This is a genomic window from Pantoea sp. CFCC18179 (assembly GCF_059412405.1).
The window spans coordinates 80,556-100,776 of record NZ_JBNBPM010000015.1 but is presented as its reverse complement, the minus strand read 5'-3'; the positions used below and the strand labels follow the sequence as shown (position 1 = coordinate 100,776).

12 protein-coding genes are annotated in these 20,221 nt (G+C 51.0%); 2 read left to right on the top strand and 10 right to left on the bottom strand.

Annotated features, from left to right (window positions below; genetic code table 11):
- Positions 1-83: 83 nt before the first annotated feature.
- From ACPUC7_RS21135 to ACPUC7_RS21095, 9 genes are all read right to left on the bottom strand, one after another.
- Positions 84-1,187, bottom strand: coding sequence for a fimbrial protein (locus tag ACPUC7_RS21135; RefSeq protein WP_494924390.1), 1,104 nt, complete (start codon positions 1,185-1,187; stop codon positions 84-86).
- Between the two features lie 13 nt (positions 1,188-1,200).
- The gene (locus ACPUC7_RS21130) at positions 1,201-3,741 is read right to left on the bottom strand and encodes a fimbria/pilus outer membrane usher protein (protein WP_494924389.1); all 2,541 of its coding nucleotides are present in this window, start codon (positions 3,739-3,741) and stop codon (positions 1,201-1,203) included.
- Positions 3,742-3,803: 62 nt separating this feature from the next.
- The gene (locus tag ACPUC7_RS21125) at positions 3,804-4,508 is read right to left on the bottom strand and encodes a fimbrial biogenesis chaperone (RefSeq protein WP_494924388.1); all 705 of its coding nucleotides are present in this window, start codon (positions 4,506-4,508) and stop codon (positions 3,804-3,806) included.
- Positions 4,509-4,550: 42 nt separating this feature from the next.
- Complete coding sequence (locus tag ACPUC7_RS21120) at positions 4,551-5,048, bottom strand: fimbrial protein (protein WP_494924395.1); 498 nt, start codon at positions 5,046-5,048, stop codon at positions 4,551-4,553.
- Positions 5,049-5,322: 274 nt separating this feature from the next.
- On the bottom strand, positions 5,323-5,703 hold the full coding sequence (locus ACPUC7_RS21115; RefSeq protein WP_494924387.1) for an Hpt domain-containing protein: 381 nt from the start codon (positions 5,701-5,703) through the stop codon (positions 5,323-5,325).
- 75 nt (positions 5,704-5,778) lie between these two features.
- Positions 5,779-6,402, bottom strand: a complete 624-nt coding sequence (locus tag ACPUC7_RS21110) for a response regulator (RefSeq protein WP_343551201.1) — start codon at positions 6,400-6,402, stop codon at positions 5,779-5,781.
- 170 nt (positions 6,403-6,572) lie between these two features.
- The gene (gene ampC / locus ACPUC7_RS21105; RefSeq protein WP_494924386.1) at positions 6,573-7,706 is read right to left on the bottom strand and encodes a class C beta-lactamase; all 1,134 of its coding nucleotides are present in this window, start codon (positions 7,704-7,706) and stop codon (positions 6,573-6,575) included.
- 127 nt (positions 7,707-7,833) lie between these two features.
- Positions 7,834-8,310: a YciE/YciF ferroxidase family protein gene (locus ACPUC7_RS21100; protein WP_494924385.1), complete on the bottom strand. Its 477-nt coding sequence runs from the start codon at positions 8,308-8,310 to the stop codon at positions 7,834-7,836.
- Positions 8,311-8,473: 163 nt separating this feature from the next.
- The gene (locus tag ACPUC7_RS21095) at positions 8,474-8,635 is read right to left on the bottom strand and encodes a YnfU family zinc-binding protein (RefSeq protein ID WP_494924384.1); all 162 of its coding nucleotides are present in this window, start codon (positions 8,633-8,635) and stop codon (positions 8,474-8,476) included.
- A 410-nt stretch (positions 8,636-9,045) separates the two neighbouring features.
- Here ACPUC7_RS21095 and ACPUC7_RS21090 point away from each other — a divergent pair, with 410 nt between their 5' ends.
- Positions 9,046-17,490: a glycoside hydrolase family 94 protein gene (locus ACPUC7_RS21090; protein ID WP_494924383.1), complete on the top strand. Its 8,445-nt coding sequence runs from the start codon at positions 9,046-9,048 to the stop codon at positions 17,488-17,490.
- Between the two features lies 1 nt (position 17,491).
- Here ACPUC7_RS21090 and ACPUC7_RS21085 read toward each other — a convergent pair whose 3' ends face one another.
- Positions 17,492-18,565 carry an acyltransferase family protein gene (locus tag ACPUC7_RS21085; protein ID WP_494924382.1) on the bottom strand — a complete coding sequence of 358 codons (1,074 nt, stop codon included), beginning with the start codon at positions 18,563-18,565 and terminating at the stop codon, positions 17,492-17,494.
- A 269-nt stretch (positions 18,566-18,834) separates the two neighbouring features.
- Between ACPUC7_RS21085 and ACPUC7_RS21080 the strand changes: the two genes are divergently transcribed.
- Positions 18,835-20,205: an amidohydrolase gene (locus ACPUC7_RS21080; protein ID WP_494924381.1), complete on the top strand. Its 1,371-nt coding sequence runs from the start codon at positions 18,835-18,837 to the stop codon at positions 20,203-20,205.
- Positions 20,206-20,221 lie beyond the last annotated feature (16 nt).

The following is a 20,221-nucleotide window of genomic DNA, read 5'->3' as shown; positions in this document are numbered from 1 at the left end:
CAAATCAGGGAGCATTACCCTAATAATCGGCCACATTTGAAAAATCTGAAGGCAAGCGCAGCAGTTTTTTTACATCGATGTGATCAGTAGTAATTGATGGTGTAGGTCACCGCGCCATTTGCCGGGCCAGGCGTGACCTTCGTATCAGTCTGATAATAGCGTGCAAGCAGCGGAATCGTGTAAGTGGTGCTAGCCGTGTTGGTCATGGTGTAACTCTTTTCTGCGTTAAACACCACGGGTATTGCCGTTGGAGCCGACCCGCCAGCATACAATTGAATGCCTACGCCGGTGGCAACATTCGGCTCACTTTTTAAACCCATAACCCCTTTTGCCGCATCAATAATGGCGGTATTCGGCTTGATCGTTATGCCCAAAGTATTAGGTTGCGGTGTACCGGCTTGACCGCGATCGGTTGGTGAATCGGAGCCATAGTTATTTTGCTCATCATCCATCGTGCCGTAAAAGCGTGGGCAATTAGTCAGGTTGATGTTAGCAATCGCCCAACCAGTAAACGCGCCCACGCGGGTAAATGTTGAAGCGATATCGTATTTGCCCAGTTGAACGACAGGATTCGGGGTGATGCAAGTTTGTGAGACAACATTCAAACTACCGTTAAAACTCACCGTTTGTAATCGTACCGATTTACCGTTGTCTGGTGTGAAATCCATAATAATAGTTGGCAAATCTTGACCGCGTACCACGCCAGGAGCAATGGGCCCCGTCTTTATAAACGATAAGTCAAACCATACACCGGATGTGTATTCGTAATGCGTGTTTGCATTTACAGTGCGGCCGTCTCGTCGCATAGGGAATGGGATTCTATTAAACCAAGCCACAACACCGACGCCAGGAATACCGGTCTCATACACTCTACCCGCCCACATACCGCTATTCCATGCAGACAACGGTTTAGGCAATACGCTGTATGTTGAATTTGCCTCCCACGTCCAACTTGTAGGATTTCCCTCACAGGTCACACGAGGCCCATACGAAGGCTTAAAATATTGGCGAAATATTGTGGTTCCATTTGGAACATCCTGGCCAACAGTAATACTTCCACCTTGCAGCGCAACCGAAGTCGAAATGCCAGGAAATTGCGGATTATTTACACAATTAACAGCCTGTGCCAAAGGAATGTAAAGCGCTCCACTTGTCAGCATCAGCCCACATAAAATCGACTTTTTCATTTTCCACATCCCTTTAACGTCCACACACCGCAGTAAACGACTGCAACGCCGCTTTGCTGCCCTTGGCATCCGGCATACGTTTATACGGCAATGAACAGGACTGATCCGTTTCATCGCCCCAACGCACCGTTAACGTACCCTGCTCCTCTTCCACCAACGCGTAAGCCTGCCCCGCCTGGCCGACGGAACCCACCACATTGCCTTTGCTGTCCAACACATCGGCACCAAACGGCAGCGGCTTACCCTGTTGGGTTGCAGTGATCAAGATCGGCAAACCTCGACGCGCGTTGTATTTCACTTTTACCACCGCGCCCGAATAAGGTGCGACACGCGCGGAGGTGTTTTCCAGTTCAACGCCATCGGACGCGCCTTTCGGATCCAGCACGATTTCGTTCATCTGATACGGATTGAGATACGGCACCAGCGCATAACCATTGCTATCGACGTAAACGCCTGGATAGGACGGAATGCTGGCACCTTGCGCGCCTTTGGCTTCAACCAAGGCATAGGTGTCGCCGGTGTACGGGCTCAGGGTCACGCCACCGCTGTGCGCCACAATCGAACCATTCAAGCCAAATGAACCGCTTTGATAGCCTTTACCGGTGCTCACCGAACCACTCAGGTTGGTGACGCTGGCGCGATATTGCGCATTGAGCGATCCGCTGCTGCCTTCACTTGGCGAGGCGTGTCGCGCAGTCGCGCCGTAGCTGAACTGGCTGTTATCACCGGCGGTGCCAGACAGTGACGCCTGCTGGCCCCAACGTCCGTCGTTATCGTGTGACAACTCAGTACGCAGCTGCGGCGTATACTGGCTGTTCTCGCTACCCAACGGCAGGCTGATGCTGAGTAAATAGCTGTTCTGCGTGCTGCCATAGCTGCTGTAACTGCGGTTTACCGAAATCCCCCATGAAACCGATCCGGTGCGATTGTTGTAGCCAAGCTGGAACTGTTTCTCATTACCTTCACGATTCCAGTAATCCTGCACCGATCCGCTGAGGTAGAAGTTGCCCCACACATCCGGCAGCGCTTGTCCGGCGGTCACTGAGTAGCGGTTTTTGGCGCGATAAACTGTGTTGAGATCGGCACCACGCTGCAACGCGTCGCGGCTCTGCATCGCGGTCATGAAATCCATAAAGCCGGATGTTGAGAAGCGATACGCGGCGATCGACAAGTTACTGCCGGTTTCTGGCAGCGCTTCGCTATAGCTCACGCGATAACTCTGCCCGCTCATGCTGGCGTTGTTGTGTTCGCTGTCGGTTAAATGTGTACGCGCTTGCGTCACATCGAAAGCAAAGGCGCCCACTGGCGTTCCGAGCGCGGCACCGCTCTGCACCGCGTAATAGTTTTGGCTGGTCTGTAAACCGACGTAACCGGTGACATCGTTGGTTAAACCGTGTTGCCAGGTTCCCTGCAATAACGCTGGCGTATCGCGCAAATAATCGGTGCGCAATTTACCGCCCGTCAGGTCATAACGATAAGTGCCTGGACGCAGCAACTGCGCTACCGCGGCATACGGCACGCGGAAGCTGTTTTTCGTGCCATCCGCTTCATTAACCGTGACCTCCAAATCGCCGCCGTAACCGGTGGGATAGAGATCGTTGATCAGGAATTCACCCGGCGGCACGGTGGTTTCATAAATCACCTGGCCTTGCTGGCTCACGGTCAAACGCGCATTGGTGCGCGCGATGCCACGAATCTGCGGCGCATAGCCACGCTGCGATTCAGGTAACATGCGTTCGTCACTGGCAAGCTGTACACCGGTAAACGGCAGCGTATCGAAGATAACGCCGCTGGTATTAGATTGGCCGACCACCACACGACCGCGCAGCGGCACGATATCGTGCTGCACGTAGGTGTTGAGCGCCTGATAGGTGCTGCCGCCCTGCTGCTGCCAGCTGTAGTTACCGTTGTGACGCAGATACCAGCCGTCGAGATTCAGTCCCGCATTGATGCCGCCAAAGAACGATTTATACGCTTGCCCAGCCGAACGGCTGGTGTAGGCGTTGGTTGAGTAGCCGAGCATCAATGCCGGAATGCCTTCATCCCACAATGCCGGATCGATGTAATCACGCGGCACGCTGTTGAGATAAATTTGCGGGATCGAGATGTCCAGACGCAGCTGATTACTGTCGTACGTCACCGTCGCGTCAGGCAGCGCAGTTTCCAACGCGCTACAATCGGTCTCTTTCGTCAGCAGATCGGCCGCCGACGCAGGCAACGCCGAGCTGTTAAACGGGATATGTTTCAACATGGCGGACGGAATACAGGCGCGCACGCGCTTATCCGTCCACTCACGGAACGTAATGTTTTCATTGGCGATCAGATGATCGTTGACGTACACCAGCGTTTTATAAGTACCTGGCGTAGCAGATGCACCTTCATTAAAGCGGCTGAGATCAATCGCGCCGCCTTTACCTACCTGTAAAAAGCTGGCATCAAATTCCGCGTCTTCAGCGGCACGTGCAGCATCGACACCACTACACAACGCCACAAGAATCGCGCTGGCTAATACGGTGCGACGCATCTGCTGTTTACATTCCCTGGTGAAAGTCATAGTCGTGCCTTCCGGCATGTCATGGCATGCCGGTTATTGGAGGTTAAACATGGAGGTGAAACTTATTTAATCGAAGCGGTAAATGGCTGAACAGCACCGTAGTCGTTGACGTAATCGCCGCTGATTTTTGCTCCTGCGCTAGCGTTGATTTTGAAGTTCAGCGAAGACAAAGGCGGCACCATATCCGCATCAATGGTCTTACCGTTCACCGTTATCGTCACTAACGAGACGTTAAACGGTGTCGGGTTGGTGGCTTTCAATTGTCCACCGCTCACCGACCAGCTCAGCGATTTCACCGCTTCATTCGGATCACCCTGCAAACCCGCCGGACGATAAAACAGTTTGATGCGCGAGCGGAATGCCATCTGCAACGTGTTGAGATCTTGTTTTTCTTTCCCTTTCGCCGGGATCTCTAACACGTTCAGCCAGGATACCGATTCACGATCGTGGGCAAAGCCGCTGGCATTGGTCAGTGATAAACGCAACGTTTGGCCTTTACCGGCGTCAACACGGTTGACCGGCGGCGTAATCACATACGGCGACTGAATAGTTTCGGGTGTCGCATTGGCATCTCCATTATCCACCCAGCTCTGAATCAACACCGGCGCGCTGCCAACGTTTTTCAGTTGCACGGAGGCTTCTTTGTCTTCCTGATGATAAATAACGCGCGTGCCGGTAATCACGATGCTGGCGAATGCCTGAGAGCTCACCAACGCGGCGCAAAGTAATGAAATAACAGGGAGATTTTTTACAATGAAGATGTTCATGAGGAATCCTAAAAAGTAGGTGGGATTGCTCCCACCTGACCATTATTTGTACATAATGGAGTAAACAACACTGCTCTTAACCAGACCCGCAGTGGTCGCGCCTTCTGCGTAGTATTGAACCGCGTAAGGCAGTGATGCGCTGGCACCAGTGATGGTTGCGTAGGTGTTTTTGGTCACCTGGTTGGTGTTACCCGCCTGAATCACAGCAGAGTTAGCGCCATCCAACAGCTGCAGGCTGACGTTTTTAGCACCAGTGGTGTTGGTGTTAGTCAGACGACCAGTAACGGTGTCAACAGTTGCGCCAGCTTCGAAGAACGCAGCAGCAGTTTTCAGGGTGCCAGCACAGTTGCTCAGCGCCATGTTGAAGCCAGTGCGGCCAGCAGTCTGAGCTGCAGCAGTCAACTGTGAAGTAGAAACGGTTGGCAGAACGATGGTGGCATCTTTGTTCTGGCCATCAACGATGACGTCACAAGTGTTGGCAGTCAGTTCACCGTTGAAAGTGATGGTGCCAGTTGAAGCAGCCTGAGAAGCCGCGCTCATTACCAGCAGAGCCAAAGCAGAAGCAGCGAAGATAGAAGTAGTTTTGTTCACTTTAAGTATTCCGTGTGTTTTCCATAATACGAGGAGGCTGAGACTCCGATCTTCAGACTGGGCTCCCGAATAAAATCCAGATGAGACGCCGTCTGATGAAGCGCATATTAAAGGGGGAAAGGTTGACGAAATATCGGAGTGAAAGCGGAGTTATTGTAGGCAGGTGACGAATCTTTGTAGGGCATTTTGTCAGGCGCTGTAGTCCATTGTAAGCAGGCTGTTATTACGGCTGAAGAAAGCCGTTAATGGCGGCATTAAGTTCATCAATGGCAAGGTTGGCTTCAAACCATAAATTAGTGAGATGGGATATTTCAGGCGAGGTGACTAAACAGGCTTTTTCTAAATTTCGGCAGGCGATTTCGGTACGTTGTGCGCCGGTTATTTGCGCTGCACCGGATAAGCGATGAATGGTTTTCGCTAACGCATCCCAGGCTTGTTGTTCGAATAATGATTTGGCTTGTTGCAGGTCGGTGATATTGCTCTGTAACGTCATGGTGAGCAGCGCGTGTAGCATCTTATTATCGTTATCCGTCAGGATATGCAGGCGCTCAACGCTGAGTAGCGAGGATAAAACGGGAGAGGACGATCGGCTGGATGTATTCAAAGTGGCCTCTTTCAGTAATAACCATGCTGCGTGTTGCAGAGGGTGTACGTTAACCCAGCATGGCTGATCCATAACTTAATCAAGGTGATGACGTCGCGCAAAGTCAATCAGCTCAAGCGTCGAACCCAGTGACAATTTGGTCAATATGCGAGTTTTATAGGTGCTGACGGTTTTATTACTGATATGCATCACTTCGGAAATATCGATCACCTTCATCCCGCGCGCTAAATGCTGCAATACCTGGAATTCGCGGCTGGAGAGATTTTTAATCGCATCCACTTCCACTTCAGGCATTTTACTTGCGCCCTTCTCACGACGTTTCAGCGGGAAATAGCCGTAGCCACGCATCACTGCGCGCACCGCATCGCCCAACTCTTCCAGGTTATTTTTCTTGCCGACAAAACCATCCGCGCCAGTGCTCATGCAGCGACTTAAATAATGGTCATCATCACGTGCGGTTAACACCAAAATACCGCCGCGATATTCCGCCGCGCGCAATTTCACAATCAGTTCAATGCCGCTTAAGCCGGGAATATCCAGATCGAGCACGATCAAATCCGGATGATGCTCGTTAATCATTTTTAATGCCTGATGACCTTCATCGGCTTCCGCAACGATGGTATGCCCATCTTTTTCCAGCAAAAAACGCACGGCAAGACGTGCAACTGGGTGGTCATCGATAATCATAATACTCGCCATCTTCACCCTCTATTACGAAGACAGTAATTGTCTTTATATTCTAAAAGATCGCGCTGATAAAACAATCAGATAACCGGCGTGATATTCCGCTGGCGTAGGAAATGTCTTACAGACCTAAGGCGATTACTTATGAAGGGAAAATCAAGGGGCGAAAAACTCGCCCCTTTGGCTTACTGCACTGAATCAACGATTTTCATCGCCGCTTTGACGCGTTCGGTGTTGGGATAGTTTTTATTCGCCAACATCACGATGCCGATCTGCTTCTCAGGAATAAATGCAATGTAGGCACCAAAGCCGCCAGTCGCACCGGTTTTGTGCACCCAGGAAGCTTTTACCCGTGGATGGGATTGATGATCAAGCACCAACTGTGGGCCAAGCGCAATTTTGTTATCTGCGCCCTGCACCGCCATCTCTGACTGCTGCGGCCAATCCAGCATCTCCCAGCCTAAACCTTGGTACAGCGCATCGGTGCGATAGAAGCGCGTTTGCGCCAGTTCAAGCGCCTGCTGCAAGGTCTTATCTTTTACCTGTCGCGGGTCCATATTGGCCTGCATCCAGCGCGCCATATCTTTGATTGAGGTTTTTACGCCGTAGGCTTCGGCGTCCAGCATGCCGGGCGAGACGTGCACCGGTTTGCCATCGCGATAGCCCCATGCGTAATCATTTTTCGCTGAATCAGGCACAGTGATATAGGTGTGTTCAAGCTTCAGTGGGGTAAATACGCGCTGCTGCATCGCTTGAGCAAAACTCAATCTGCTGGGTTTGCTGGCTAACCAGCCGAACAGACCAATGCTGCTATTGGCATATTGACGCGTTTTGCCGGGCGCCCATTGCGGCTGCCATTGTTGGTAGAAATCGGCCAATTGCTGTTCATTAGTGACTTCGTCTGGCACCTGCAACGGCAAGCCACCTGCGGTGTAGGTCGCTAATTGCTGCATCGTAATATCGCGCCACTGCGGCGTGTTCAGTGCAGGCCAATATTTGCTCGCCTTATCACTGAGTGCAACTTCACCTTTGGTTATGGCAACGCCACTCAGCACGCCAGTGAACGTCTTACTTACCGATCCGAGTTCAAACAGCGTGTCTTGATTGACTGGGCGATGCTGCTCAACATCCGCCATGCCCCAAGTGAAATAGTGTGTTTGGCCTTTGCTGATCACTGCCACCGCCATGCCGGGAATGCCTTGCTGCTGCATCAACGGTTTGATGACTTGATTAACGTTACTCTCTATATCGGATGCAGCAACCGCACTCAGCGAACTCAGTCCTAAACAGGTAGCAACAATCAATAATTTAGAATTCATTTTCACTTTCATTAACCTTCCGGGTTATTTTTCCGCAAGCAGTTTGCCCAATTTGGCTTAACTGGACAAATGGTTAATGAAAAAGTGATAACCGGGCGACATTGAGTAGCCGCACAGTTAATAATGTTTAATCTTGCGCTTCAGCAATCATGGTGAGTTTTTCGTCTGTGGCTTTTTCTTCAGCCAGCGTTTCTCCCAATAATTTAGCGGCTTCCTGATAATCCAGTTTGAGGGCTAATGCCTGTAGCGTACCGTAAGTCGCTATTTCATAATGTTCGACTTTTTGAGCTGCACCAATCAATCCTGCATCTCTTACCGGTCCCTGTTCCACTTCATCAATAATTTCTTGCGCCTCCTCGGCTAATCCCTCAAGTGCATGACACTTCATGCGTTTAATTTGCACCCCCTCCGTGAGTTCAACTAATTGATCAATACGCTCAATTTGACCACGCGTTTCTTCAAGATGGTTTTTAAACGCCGCAATGAGATTCTCGTCAGTCGCCGCCCTAATCATCTTGGGTAGCGCTTTTGTGATCTGCTTTTCTGCACTATAAATATCTGACAAGTCATGCACAAAGAGATCGTGAAGGGTTTTAATTGTCATGTCATTACCTTTTGGTGGCTTAAATAAATAAAGAAAGGAATAAGGAGGAAATCTGATGAATGAATATCAGAAGTATCTACCCCGAAGGTGATTAATGCGCTAAATAACAGCATGTAAGCATTAAATAGCAAGTAAGGAATGAATCACTATTACAAGAGAGCGCTTATATATTCATAATAAATAAAGACTTACAGTGCGGGCACAGCATAGCCTGCCCACGATTCTTTTTCTCCATTGATTGTACGCAATTCTTTTTACATACCGGGCATTGAGCATTGACCTCACGACGCCCAACATTTTCTATAAATCGATTTAGCCAGCTCATAATTTTTTCCTTTTCAGTAGTTCATTCTAACACACCTCATTTATTTCACCCCTGTCAAAAAATTAATATGCCGACAACTCCTTTCAACTGCATCATTAACCTGGCATTAATGGAGTTAATTTATTTTATTTTTATGAAAGCCAGCATAATATTTTTTTACAGCTACACTCATTAAAAGACACGTTCATCTCACCTGCCCTTTCTCATACCTTCAACACTGTCGTTGACAGTGCCGTTTTTTAAAAATATCTGGATATTATCGTGATGCCTTCATTATGAAAAATAGAATGTCTGCCGATTCGTTTATTGATATTCCTGCTATGCCGTTGATGATACGGAGTAGCATTGATTTTCCACTGGAAAGTGGACTTTACCAGTCTAAAAGACCAGATGTTTTTTCCGAACAACAAATGAGAAAATACGCGGAACAATTGGCCAAAACGCATCATCTTTCCACTGAAAAAAAGACTTATAAATTATTGCAGCGCTTGGCAGAAAACGAACGAACGTTGATCCTCAGCGCAGAAATATTGAGCAGCGGTGATAAGCGCAACCTGACGCCAGCAGGCGAATGGTTGCTGGATAATTTTTATATTATTGAAGAACAGATTCGCTTAGTGCGTCAGCTGTTACCAACCAAATTTGGTCAGGGTTTACCCGTTCTTGTCACCGCTGACCATCATCTACGTATCCAAGCCATTGCTAATGAGATGATCATCCACAGCGATGGTCGGCTTGAATCCAGCGTTTTGATCGCTTTCATAAAAGCTTATCAAAAAGTTACGCCGTTGCTGATGGGTGAATTGTGGGCGCTTCCTGCCATGTTACGTTTTGCATTAATCGATAATCTGGCACGCATTGCCCAAGGCGTGGCAGCGATCCACCAGCAACGAAATCAGGCTGAACAATGGATTGATGAAATCATTCATCACTCCGCTAACGATGCGACGCAGGTGATTCAGGTTGTGGCCGCAATGGCGCAAAAAAACGCTGAACTTTCCGGGGCTTTTGTCGCTGAGTTGGCACGCCGGCTCAATAGCCAACGCCATTCTCTTGCATTAACCTGGGTCGAACAGCACCTGCTGAATTCCGGACGCAACAGCGCTGATGTTATTGCGCAATTCAACCGCCAGCTGGCACTGAGCCAGCTCTCGGTGAGCAACAGCATCGGTGGGCTGCGACAGTTGGGTGAGATTAACTGGCAGGATTTAGTCGAGTCTCTCAGTTTGGTTGAACAAGTTTTGATGCAGGATCCTGCGGGGATTTACCCGCAAATGCACTTTGATAGTCGCGATCAGTATCGCCATGTGATTGAGAAACTCGCCCGGCATTGTCAACACGATGAGTTAAGCGTGGCTCATCAGGTGCTGGCGTTGAGCGGCCAGCCCGGTTTACCGCAACGCCAGCAGCATATTGGCTTCTTTTTGCTGGATAAGGGCCGTCAGCTACTTGAGCAGCAACTTCAGGTGCGCAACTCGTGGCTGAATCGTGCGCGTCATCATCTTAGCCAAACGCCTTTGCTGTCGTGGTTGGGAAGCATTGCACTGTTAACCACCGCCTTTAGCGTTGAAACCCTATCGTTTACTCAGCACTCCGGCATGTCTTGGGTGCTTTGGCTATTATTGCTTCCTGCGGTGATCCTGATCAGCAGCCAGCTCGCCATGCAGTTACTCAGTGAAGTCACGACGCGTACTCGCCATCCCGTCGCGCTGCCTCGCCTTGATTATGAAACTGCCGTGCCAGATAAACAGCGAACCTTGGTGGTGATTCCCTGTTTGATCAGCAGCAAACAAGAGATCGATACCTTGCTGCGCTCGCTGGAAACCAGCTATCTCGGCAATGCGTTAGCCAACATTAGCTTTGCGCTACTGGCTGATTTCACAGACAACGTGGATCAGCATCGCGCCGATGATGATGAAATTATCGGCTATGCCGTACTGAGAATTGAGGCGCTAAACCGACGTTACAGCATTCAATCCAATCCGGACGTGCTGTTCACTTTGTTACACCGTAACCGTATGCACAATCCTGTCCAGGGCGTGTGGATGGGATACGAACGCAAACGCGGCAAACTGCATGCGTTAAACCGCTGGCTGCAAGGTGAAGCGGATATGTTCAATGTCATCGTCGGTGCCAATCAGGCGCAAATGCGCACGGTTAAATACGTGATCACGCTCGACAGCGACACCATTTTGCCGCGTGAAACCGCGCATAAACTCATCGGTATCATGGCGCACCCGCTCAATGAACCCGTATTTGACGATCGCCTTAACCGTGTGGTTGAAGGCTATGCCATTCTGCAACCTCGTTTGGCTGAAGAGATCCCTGCTTTCGGGCAAGGTATTTACGCCCGCCTTTCCAGCAGTATTCCGGGTAATGACGCTTACTCTTCAATGTCATCCGATCTTTATCAGGATCTGTTCGGCGAAGGTTCGTTTGTCGGCAAAGGCATCTACGATGTCGCCGCTTTTACCCGCGCCACGCGCAACACTTGCCCTGAGAATCTGGTGCTGAGCCACGACTTGCTTGAAGGATGTTATGCCCGTTCCGGCGTGGTGAGTAATGTGGTGCTTTATGAACACTATCCAGATAATTATCTCAGCGATGTGGCGCGTCGTTTTCGTTGGGTACGCGGTGACTGGCAGCTACTTAACTGGTTACGCTTGCGTGTGCGTCTTGCCGATGGGAGTCAGCAAGCGAATCCGCTGAGTGCGCTGTCACGCTGGAAATTGTTAGATAACCTACGCAGAAGTCTCATCGCACCTGCGTTGTTGATGCTGATTTTCCTTACGTTTACTTTTGTCGCTCATCCACTGTTTTGGCTGGGATGTATCGCACTTTTCTTGCTACTGCCTGGCATGCTCGCACTGAGCATCGAAGCATGTCGAAAAAGTCACCAACGCGCGTGGCGACATCATCTGAAGATTCTGTTCGCGGATGCGTTGACGCGGCTTAGCCGGGCAGGATTAACGCTCGCCGTTTTGCCACACGAAAGTTACTGGTGTTTGAAAGCGATCATTGTCACGTTATGGCGATTGAACGTCAGCGGGCAATTTCTGCACGAATGGCAAAGCGCATCGGCCCACAGTGCGGCGCCCGTTCCTCAATTGCATCACTTTTATCGTGCGATGTGGATTAACCCCTTAGCCGCCGTTGCACTGTCACTTTTAACCTCTTTACTCGCTCCGTATCTGGTGATTTTCGCGCTTCCATTAGCGGTGCTATGGCTGATTGCGCCGTGGATGCTGTGGCACATCAGTAAACCTGCGCCTGCGCGCCAAAAAACGCTAACCACGGCACAGCAGCTTTTTCTGCGTCAAACTGCGCGTCATACCTGGGCATGGTTCGATGAGTTCGTGACTGCTGAACATCATTTTCTGCCGCCGGATAACTTTCAGGAAGTGTTACAACCCAAAGTGGCAAATCGTACTTCGCCCACCAATATCGGTTTGTCGCTACTTGCCAACTTAACCGCCTGGGACTTTGGCTACCTAACGCAACATCAGGTGATCTCCCGCACGCTGGCAACGCTGGACAGCCTTGATCGCATGGAGCATTTTCGCGGCCATCTCTACAACTGGTACGACACACATACCTTACAACCGTTGCAGCCACGCTATATCTCCAGCGTAGACAGCGGTAACCTCGCGGCGCATTTAGCCACTCTGCAAGCGGGCCTGGCACAATGGAAGCAGCAACCGGTAATTTCTCTGCCGGTAATCATGGCGGGGTTAAATGACACTGTCCTGTTGGCTGAAAAGCAAATCGGCTCTGACCGGCTATGGCCAAAATTAGCCGCCCAGTTTGAAACCTTGCAGCAGGCGTTACCGTCCACCTTGCAGCATGAACTCGCAAGTTTGCTGACAATTAGCGAAGAATTGCTGGCGCAGACATTGCCGCCGGCGCAACAGGTCAACTGGCTGGCGCACTTCACGCGTCAGCTTGAGGATTTACAACGCGAGTGGCTGCTGTTTTACGCCTGGATCACACCGCAGCAGACCTTGCCCGCTAGCTTGCCTTCGCTGTTGTGGCTGAGTGAGTTAGACCAGCATCATCCAGATTTGGAGGCCACATCAGTCGTTTGGGCGGCGCGTGAACGGCTGGCAACCTTGCTGGAACTGGAAGGCCGTCTGGAAGATCATGCCAAAATGGATTTCCGCTTTCTTTATGTCGAAAGTACCGCCTTGCTCAGCGTCGGTTACAACCTCGACAGCGGCGTGCTGGATAAAGGTCATTACGATCTGTTTCCTTCGGAAGTGCGGCTCACGCATTACTTTGCGATTTCGGCTAATCAACTGCCGGTAAAAAGCTGGTTTGTGTTGGGACGTCTGTTCACACAACTCGATAATCAGCCCGCGGTGATGTCGTGGAGTGGCTCGATGTTTGAGTATCTGATGCCGCATCTGGTGATGCCGGTCTATCCCGATACGCTACTGGAAAAAATGGCGTTAGCCGCGGTAAAACAACAGATCGCTTCTGGCGCAGCCGCAAACATTCCGTGGGGCGTTTCCGAGTCGGCCTACGCGGCGTTCGATGACAACCAAAATTACCAATACAAAGCCTTTGGTACACCCGAATTAGGTCTTCAGCGCGGTCTTAATGATGACAAAGTGGTGGCACCTTACGCTTCCATGCTGGCGCTAATGGTATTACCGCAGCAAGCCACCGATAACCTGATGAAATTGCAGGCGATGGGCGCCAGCGGCAAATATGGATTCTATGAAGCGCTGGATTTCACTGCGCAACGCGTGGCGCCAGACCAGCCCTTTACCGCAGTCAAAACTTACATGTCGCATCATCAGGGAATGGGATTTTTAGCCATTGCGCACCTGCTGTTGGACGCGCCGATGGTCGCTCGCTTCATGTCCAGCGCCCGCTTTCACTCTTCGTATTTGCTGTTACAGGAAAGAGTGCCTGACGATATCGAGCTGTATACGCCACGACGTCAATTTGTCGATCTCACAGAAAACCAACCACGTGCTGCAACATCTGAATTGCGCGTATTTCGGGGTTCGGCCACGCATCTGCCACAGGTGCAATTGCTCTCTAACGCCAATTATCATGTGATGGTGACGCAAAGCGGTAGCGGCTACAGTGCGTGGAAAGGTCTGGCGATCACCCGCTGGCGCGCGGATAGCACCCGCAACCTGCACGGGATTTTTTGTTATATCCGCGATCATCTCTCCGGCGAGATACTTAGCCCGGCGTTTCAGCCGCTCGGCCTGGCACAAACCCATGCATTGGCTCACTTTACGGATGCTGGCGCAGAGTTTGAGGCGCGTACCGAGTCGCTCACCTCGCGTATGCAGCTGGTGGTTTCCCCGGAAGATGATGTTGAAATCCGCCGCATTGTGATTACCAATCCCTCGCGCCAGCTGCGTGAGATTGATGTCACCAGCTATGCCGAAGTGGTTTTAGCACCTGCCGCCAGCGAGATGGCGCATCCGGCGTTTAGTAATCTCTTCGTGCAGACGGAAATTGTGGCGGATTTGGAAGCGATTTTGGCCCATCGTCGCCCGCGCGAAGAGAGCGCCGAACCGATTTGGATGTTCCATGCCCTGCTGATTCATGGTGCCAGCGAGCGCGACACCGAATATGAAACCGATCGTGCGCAGTTCATTGGGCGCAGCAATACACCGGCAAACCCGCAAGCCATGATGCCGCACGGCCAACTCTCCGGCAGCGCGGGCGCGGTGTTAGATCCGATACTTTCGATTCGTCAGAAGGTCGCCCTCAAACCAGGTAAATCAATCACGATCGATCTGATCATTGGCGTCACCACGCAACGCGCCACCTGCCTGCTGTTGATTGAAAAGTATCGCAACAACCTTTACGCCAACCGAATTGTCGAAATGGCGACGTCGCACAGCCAGATAACCTTGCGCCAGCTTAATATCAGCGCGGATGAGGCGAGCCTGTACAACCAACTCGCCAGCGCCGTCATTTTTGCCAGCCCGGAAATGCGCGGTGACAGCAAACGTTGGCAGCACAATCGGCTGGGGCAAAGCGCTTTGTGGCGATACGGCATATCAGGCGATCTGCCCATCGTGCTGGTTTGCATCGACAATGACATGCAGCTCAGTCTGGTGAGTTCGGTTATCAAAGCGCAGCAATATTGGCGGCAAAAAGGGCTGATGGCGGATTTAGTGATCCTTAACGGAGAACAAACCAGTTATCAGCAATTACTGCAAAATCAGTTACTCAAATTACTGGCATCTGGCGAGATGCAGCAACTGGTCGACAAATCCGGCGGTATTTTCCTGCGACAACGCGATCATCTTGCCGCCGACGAGATCACGCTGCTATTCAGTGTGACAGTGATTGTGCTGGAAGGCAGCAACGGCACGCTAAACGATCAGCTTGCGTTGGTATTGAAAAAACCACCAACGCCTGCCAGCGCACGCTTCCTGCCGCAGAAATATCCGGCACCCAGCGCACCGAGCCCGACCTCAGCAGCTGACTTACAATTTTTCAACGGCACCGGCGGTTATAATGCCGATGGCAGCGAATACCACATCATATTGGCGGAGCACCAGCAAACACCCGCGCCGTGGTGCAACGTGCTGGCGAATAAACAATTTGGCAGCGTGATCTCCGAAAGTGGTCAGGGTTATAGCTGGTATGAGAACGCGCATGAGTATCGACTTACGCCGTGGCATAACGATCCGGTTAGCGATTCTTCTGGCGAAGCATTCTATCTGCGTGATGAAGAGAGTGGCGATGTATGGTCGCCTCAGCCGCTGCCACTGCGCGGGACGGGGGAATATCTGACGCAACATGGTTTGGGCTACAGTCGCTTCACGCATCATGAACAGGGTATTTTCAGCGCTGTCACCACCTTTGTGGCTCATGAAGTTGCGGCAAAAATTACCCTTATCCAGCTCAGCAATCTGTCTGGCCGCACCCGCGCGCTATCCATCACCGGCTATGTGGATTGGGTGTTGGGTGAGTTAGCCAGCCAATCGGCTCGTCATGTCCAGACTTCATCGGCGCTGGTTGCTGCCGGTAGCGCCGTTCTGGCGACCAATTCTTACACCAGCGCCGGTTCGTCCCGCACCGCCTTTTTTGCCGCATCCGGCCATCAAATCGCCTTCAGTGGCAATCGGCTGGAATGCCTTGGACGCCACGGTTCAACGCGCCAACCGGCGATGATGCAAAGCCGTGGCTTATCTGGCTCGACCGGTGCCGGCCTCGATCCCTGTGCCGCGCTGCAAACGTTAACCACGCTGATTGATGGTGATAGCCGCACTTTCGTTTTCGTATTAGGCGCGGCAGACGATAGCGCAGCAGCATTAACGCTGATGCAACAATTACTGCCTGTAGACCAGGCAGAAGCCGAACTTGAGCAGGTCAAACAACATTGGCAAAACTTGCTGAACAAAGTCGAAATTCATACGCCGGATAATGCGGTGAATTTGCTGGCCAACCGCTGGTTGCTGTATCAAACACTCGCCAGCCGTTTGCTGGCGCGCAGCGGTTATTATCAATCGGGTGGCGCTGTTGGCTTTCGTGATCAGCTTCAAGATACGTTGGCACTTACCCATGCGGCGCCACATCTGCTGCGCGATCAATTGGTGTTATGCGCCTCACGACAATTCCTTGCCGGCGATGTCCAGCATTGGTGGCATCCACCTTCAGGGCGCGGCGTAAGAACGCGCTGTTCAGATGACTATTTGTGGCTGCCTTATGCACTTTGCCATTACGTTACGGCCACAGACGATCTCACCGTTTTAGATCAGCAAGTTGCCTATCTGGATGCGCCGTTGCTTGCTGCCGACGAAGAGTCGGTATATAGCCTGCCTGGCGTTAGCCCGGAGCAGGAATCCCTTTATCAACACAGTTTACGTGCCATCCAACACGGACTGACTTTCGGCGCACATGGTTTGCCGTTAATGGGATCGGGTGACTGGAATGACGGCATGAGTGCGGTTGGCGCGGCGGGCAAAGGCGAGAGCGTGTGGTTGGGCTTTTTCCTCTACAGCGTCCTGACCCGCTTTGCAGTTCTCGCCCAGCGCATTGGCAAAACGAGTGACGCAAACATGTGCCAGATGCAGGCGGAAAAGTTAAAAACGGCATTAAATCATCGCGCCTGGGATGGCGAATGGTTCCTGCGCGGCTTTTTTGATAACGGCGCAACGCTGGGTTCTCACCTTAATGATGAGTGTCGCATCGACGCGGTTGCCCAGAGTTGGTCGGCGCTTTCTGGCGCGGGTGAGAAAAAGAAAACGGCATCGGCAATGCTGGCGCTTAACCAGCAATTGGTGGATGAGGAGCATGGATTAATTAAGTTGTTAACCCCTCCCTTCAATGGCAACGGCCCTAACCCCGGTTATATTCGCGGCTACTTGCCCGGCACGCGTGAAAATGGCGGACAATATACGCACGCCGCGCTGTGGGCGATTATGGCATTTGCTGAAATGGGTGACATTGAGCGTGCATGGTCGCTGCTAGCGCTGATCAACCCGATCAACCACAGCCTTAGCGCTTCCGCCGTCGAAACCTATAAGGTTGAACCCTATGTTATGGCCGCCGATGTTTACAACGCTGAAAACCACGAAGGACGCGGCGGCTGGACGTGGTACACCGGCTCGGCCGGCTGGACCTATCAATTAATCATCGAAAGTCTGTTGGGCATCACGCGTCACGGTAATCGGCTGCAATTGCGCCCACGCTTGCCTGCGGCGTGGCCTGGCGTAACGGTGATTTATCATGAAGGTGAAGGTCATTATGAGATTGATATCAGGCGCACAGAAGGCGCCTGTCAGTTGTGGCTGGATGGTGAACAGTCTGGCGGCGATGAGATCGTGTTGAGTCAAAAGCCGCAACTGCATCAGATCTTGCTTTTGATCTCCTGATCTATGAATTAACACCTTGTCCTTCAAAGCGCATTTTCTCTGCAATACGATGCCCGAGCTTAATGCCGGGCTTCTCAATTAAGTAGAAGAATAGCGTTGCCAGTAAAATGCTCGCGAGCATTAGAAATATGAAAATCAGGATATTTTGACTCGCTGTCGTATTTTCCGGAAGAAAACGAAGAATAAATATCCTGAGCGAAAAATGTACCAGATACAGCGAATAGGATATATCACCTAAAAACACCATCAGCGGTATTTCTTTAATTGGTCGGTAATATTCACTGACAATCGCCGCCATAAGAATTACTGCCGCTAACCAGAATCCGCCATGCATACCAAACACTTGTGGACCGATGATAAAGGCTGCAAAAGGTGCCGCAATCAACAAGCTAACGGAAATAACGCGCGGCCAATATGTCTCTTTTGACAAAAGTCGATGAAGATAGGCTTCAGCTAACAACATGCCAAAGATAAATTCGTACAGAATGGTATTGCCCGCCACTTTTACTATCGCCTGCCACCAATGTGAGACTGTGATATCGGGTGAAATCTGTGATGCCAGCGCAAAGTCGCCGTTGACCGCCAACTGTAATCCTACGGTAGAAGCTACAATAATCACTGCACACATATAGCTGCGATAGCGATAAGTGATCATCATCGAGAGACCAAACAGCAGGTAAAACAATAACTCATAGGTTAAGGTCCACGGCGGTCCTAGCATGCTGTTGCCGAAACCGGGGCCTGGCCGCGTATAATCTTGCAGGCCAAAAAACAACGCATTGATCATCGTGCCTAACGGCTGATCGCGATAGACAAACAAACACGCCAATAGCCAGGTAATAAAGAAAACCGGCCAAATGCGGAAGAATCGTTTAATAATAAAGCTAACAGGCGTAATTGAACTCTTCTGTGTCGCCAACGTAATAATAAAACCGCTAATAATGAAAAAGATATCGACACCCAACGCACCTGGAATATTCTTAACCCATTCACCAGATAATAAAAAAGAGTTATGCGCGACGACCACCAATAGAGCGGCTATACCACGCAGGTAATGGATAGAAAGAAGTTTCATGGGGTAAATCCTGTTGCTTATGACTTTATACTCTATGGCTGAGTTTATAAAATAGATGAGATTTATCGATTGTACCAGGTTGCCATAAATGGCAACCCTACAACATCTCTCCAGTGCTTCTTAGGGTCGCCATTTATGGTGACCAGGAAATAACCGTAATTAAATCATCACGCATGTAATTACAATTTCCCATAGTTAGCAGTGGAAAATATCGCAGCGCCATAAGCGTCTCTATTTTAGGGTGATTCTCCCCTACAAGGAGAATAATTATGAGCCTCTCATCATATGGCAATCGCCGTGAATTTCTGTCCGCAGGTATGAAATTGGCCGCGGCTGGCACGCTATTAAGTGTGGGTTTAAGCCGTTCTGCTAATGCCGCAGAATCCTGCGCCCCTGCTCAAGCTGGTCGGGTTGATGTCACACACTATCTGCTACGCAACGTGCGGTTGGAAGAAGCCTTCATTCGCAAAGCAGATGTGATTACCGGCACGCGCACCGGTCTGTACGATATCGAAGTGAATGGCGGTGATATCGCCGCCATTCATTCAGTCGGAATCAGCAGCAACCTGCCCGCCTGGGATGCCGCGGGCCATATTCTACTGCCTGCCACACGCGACATGCATATCCATCTGGATAAAACCTTCTACGGCGAAGGTTGGCGCGCCCCGTTAACGCGTCATAGCGTGATCGATATGATCCATCAGGAAGAGCAAATCCTGCCCGAACTGGTGCCAACCTCGGAGATTCGCGCGGAGAAATTGATCGGCCTCTTGCAATCCAAAGGCAGCACCACCGCACGCAGTCACTGCAATATTGATCCGATCAGCAAGCTACAAGGTCTGGAACATTTACAGCAGGCAATTGAACATCATCGCGCCGACTTTTCGGCGGAAATCGTGGCGTTCCCGCAGCATGGTTTATTGCGTTCGCATGTTGAAGGCATGATGCGCGAAGCGATGAAAATGGGGGCGAATTATGTCGGCGGATTGGATCCCACCAACGTCGACGGTGCGATGGAGAAATCGCTGGATGCAATGTTCAGTATCGCGCTCGACTTTGCTAAACCCATCGATATTCACTTACATGAAACTGAACCGCACGGCGTTGCCGCGATTCGTTATATGTTGAAAACCGTGCGCGACAATCCGCAGTTAAAAGGCAAAGTGACGATTAGCCATGCTTTCGCGCTGGGTACGCTGCAAGGCAAAGAGCTGGATGCGATGATCGAGCAGCTTAAAGAGCAACAATTTAGCATCGCCACTACAGTACCGATTGGTCGGGTCATTATGCCCTTGCCGCAACTACGCGCCGCTGGCGTGCCAGTCTGGTCAGGCACCGATACTATCGCCGATCACTGGCAACCGTTTGGCAGCGGCAGCATGCTGGAAAAGGCTAACGTCTATGCGCAACTGTATCGCGGTCCCGATGAATTCTCGTTGAGCCGCGCATTAGGTATTGCCACTAATGAGGTGTTGCCGCTAAACCCGCAAGGCGAGCAGCAATGGCCAAAAGCGCAGGATAAGGCCACCATGATGTTGGTTAACGCCAGTTGTTCCGCTGAAGCGGTGGCACACATTGCCCCGGTGATCGCCACCTTCCATAACGGTAAACAGGTGTTTGGTAGCTTAGTAAAAGTGTGATGTTTCCAGGTCGCCA

What these genes read in the sequence shown, in the direction of transcription:
- ACPUC7_RS21135 (WP_494924390.1), bottom strand. Translation starts at nt 1,187, where the DNA reads ATGAAAAAGTCGATTTTATGTGGGCTGATGCTGACAAGTGGAGCGCTT.
- ACPUC7_RS21130 (WP_494924389.1), bottom strand. Translation starts at nt 3,741, where the DNA reads ATGACTTTCACCAGGGAATGTAAACAGCAGATGCGTCGCACCGTATTA.
- ACPUC7_RS21125 (WP_494924388.1), bottom strand. Translation starts at nt 4,508, where the DNA reads ATGAACATCTTCATTGTAAAAAATCTCCCTGTTATTTCATTACTTTGC.
- ACPUC7_RS21120 (WP_494924395.1), bottom strand. Translation starts at nt 5,048, where the DNA reads ATGAGCGCGGCTTCTCAGGCTGCTTCAACTGGCACCATCACTTTCAAC.
- ACPUC7_RS21110 (WP_343551201.1), bottom strand. Translation starts at nt 6,402, where the DNA reads ATGGCGAGTATTATGATTATCGATGACCACCCAGTTGCACGTCTTGCC.
- ampC (WP_494924386.1), bottom strand. Translation starts at nt 7,706, where the DNA reads ATGAATTCTAAATTATTGATTGTTGCTACCTGTTTAGGACTGAGTTCG.
- ACPUC7_RS21100 (WP_494924385.1), bottom strand. Translation starts at nt 8,310, where the DNA reads ATGACAATTAAAACCCTTCACGATCTCTTTGTGCATGACTTGTCAGAT.
- ACPUC7_RS21095 (WP_494924384.1), bottom strand. Translation starts at nt 8,635, where the DNA reads ATGAGCTGGCTAAATCGATTTATAGAAAATGTTGGGCGTCGTGAGGTC.
- ACPUC7_RS21090 (WP_494924383.1), top strand. Translation starts at nt 9,046, where the DNA reads ATGAGAAAATACGCGGAACAATTGGCCAAAACGCATCATCTTTCCACT.
- ACPUC7_RS21085 (WP_494924382.1), bottom strand. Translation starts at nt 18,565, where the DNA reads ATGAAACTTCTTTCTATCCATTACCTGCGTGGTATAGCCGCTCTATTG.
- ACPUC7_RS21080 (WP_494924381.1), top strand. Translation starts at nt 18,835, where the DNA reads ATGAGCCTCTCATCATATGGCAATCGCCGTGAATTTCTGTCCGCAGGT.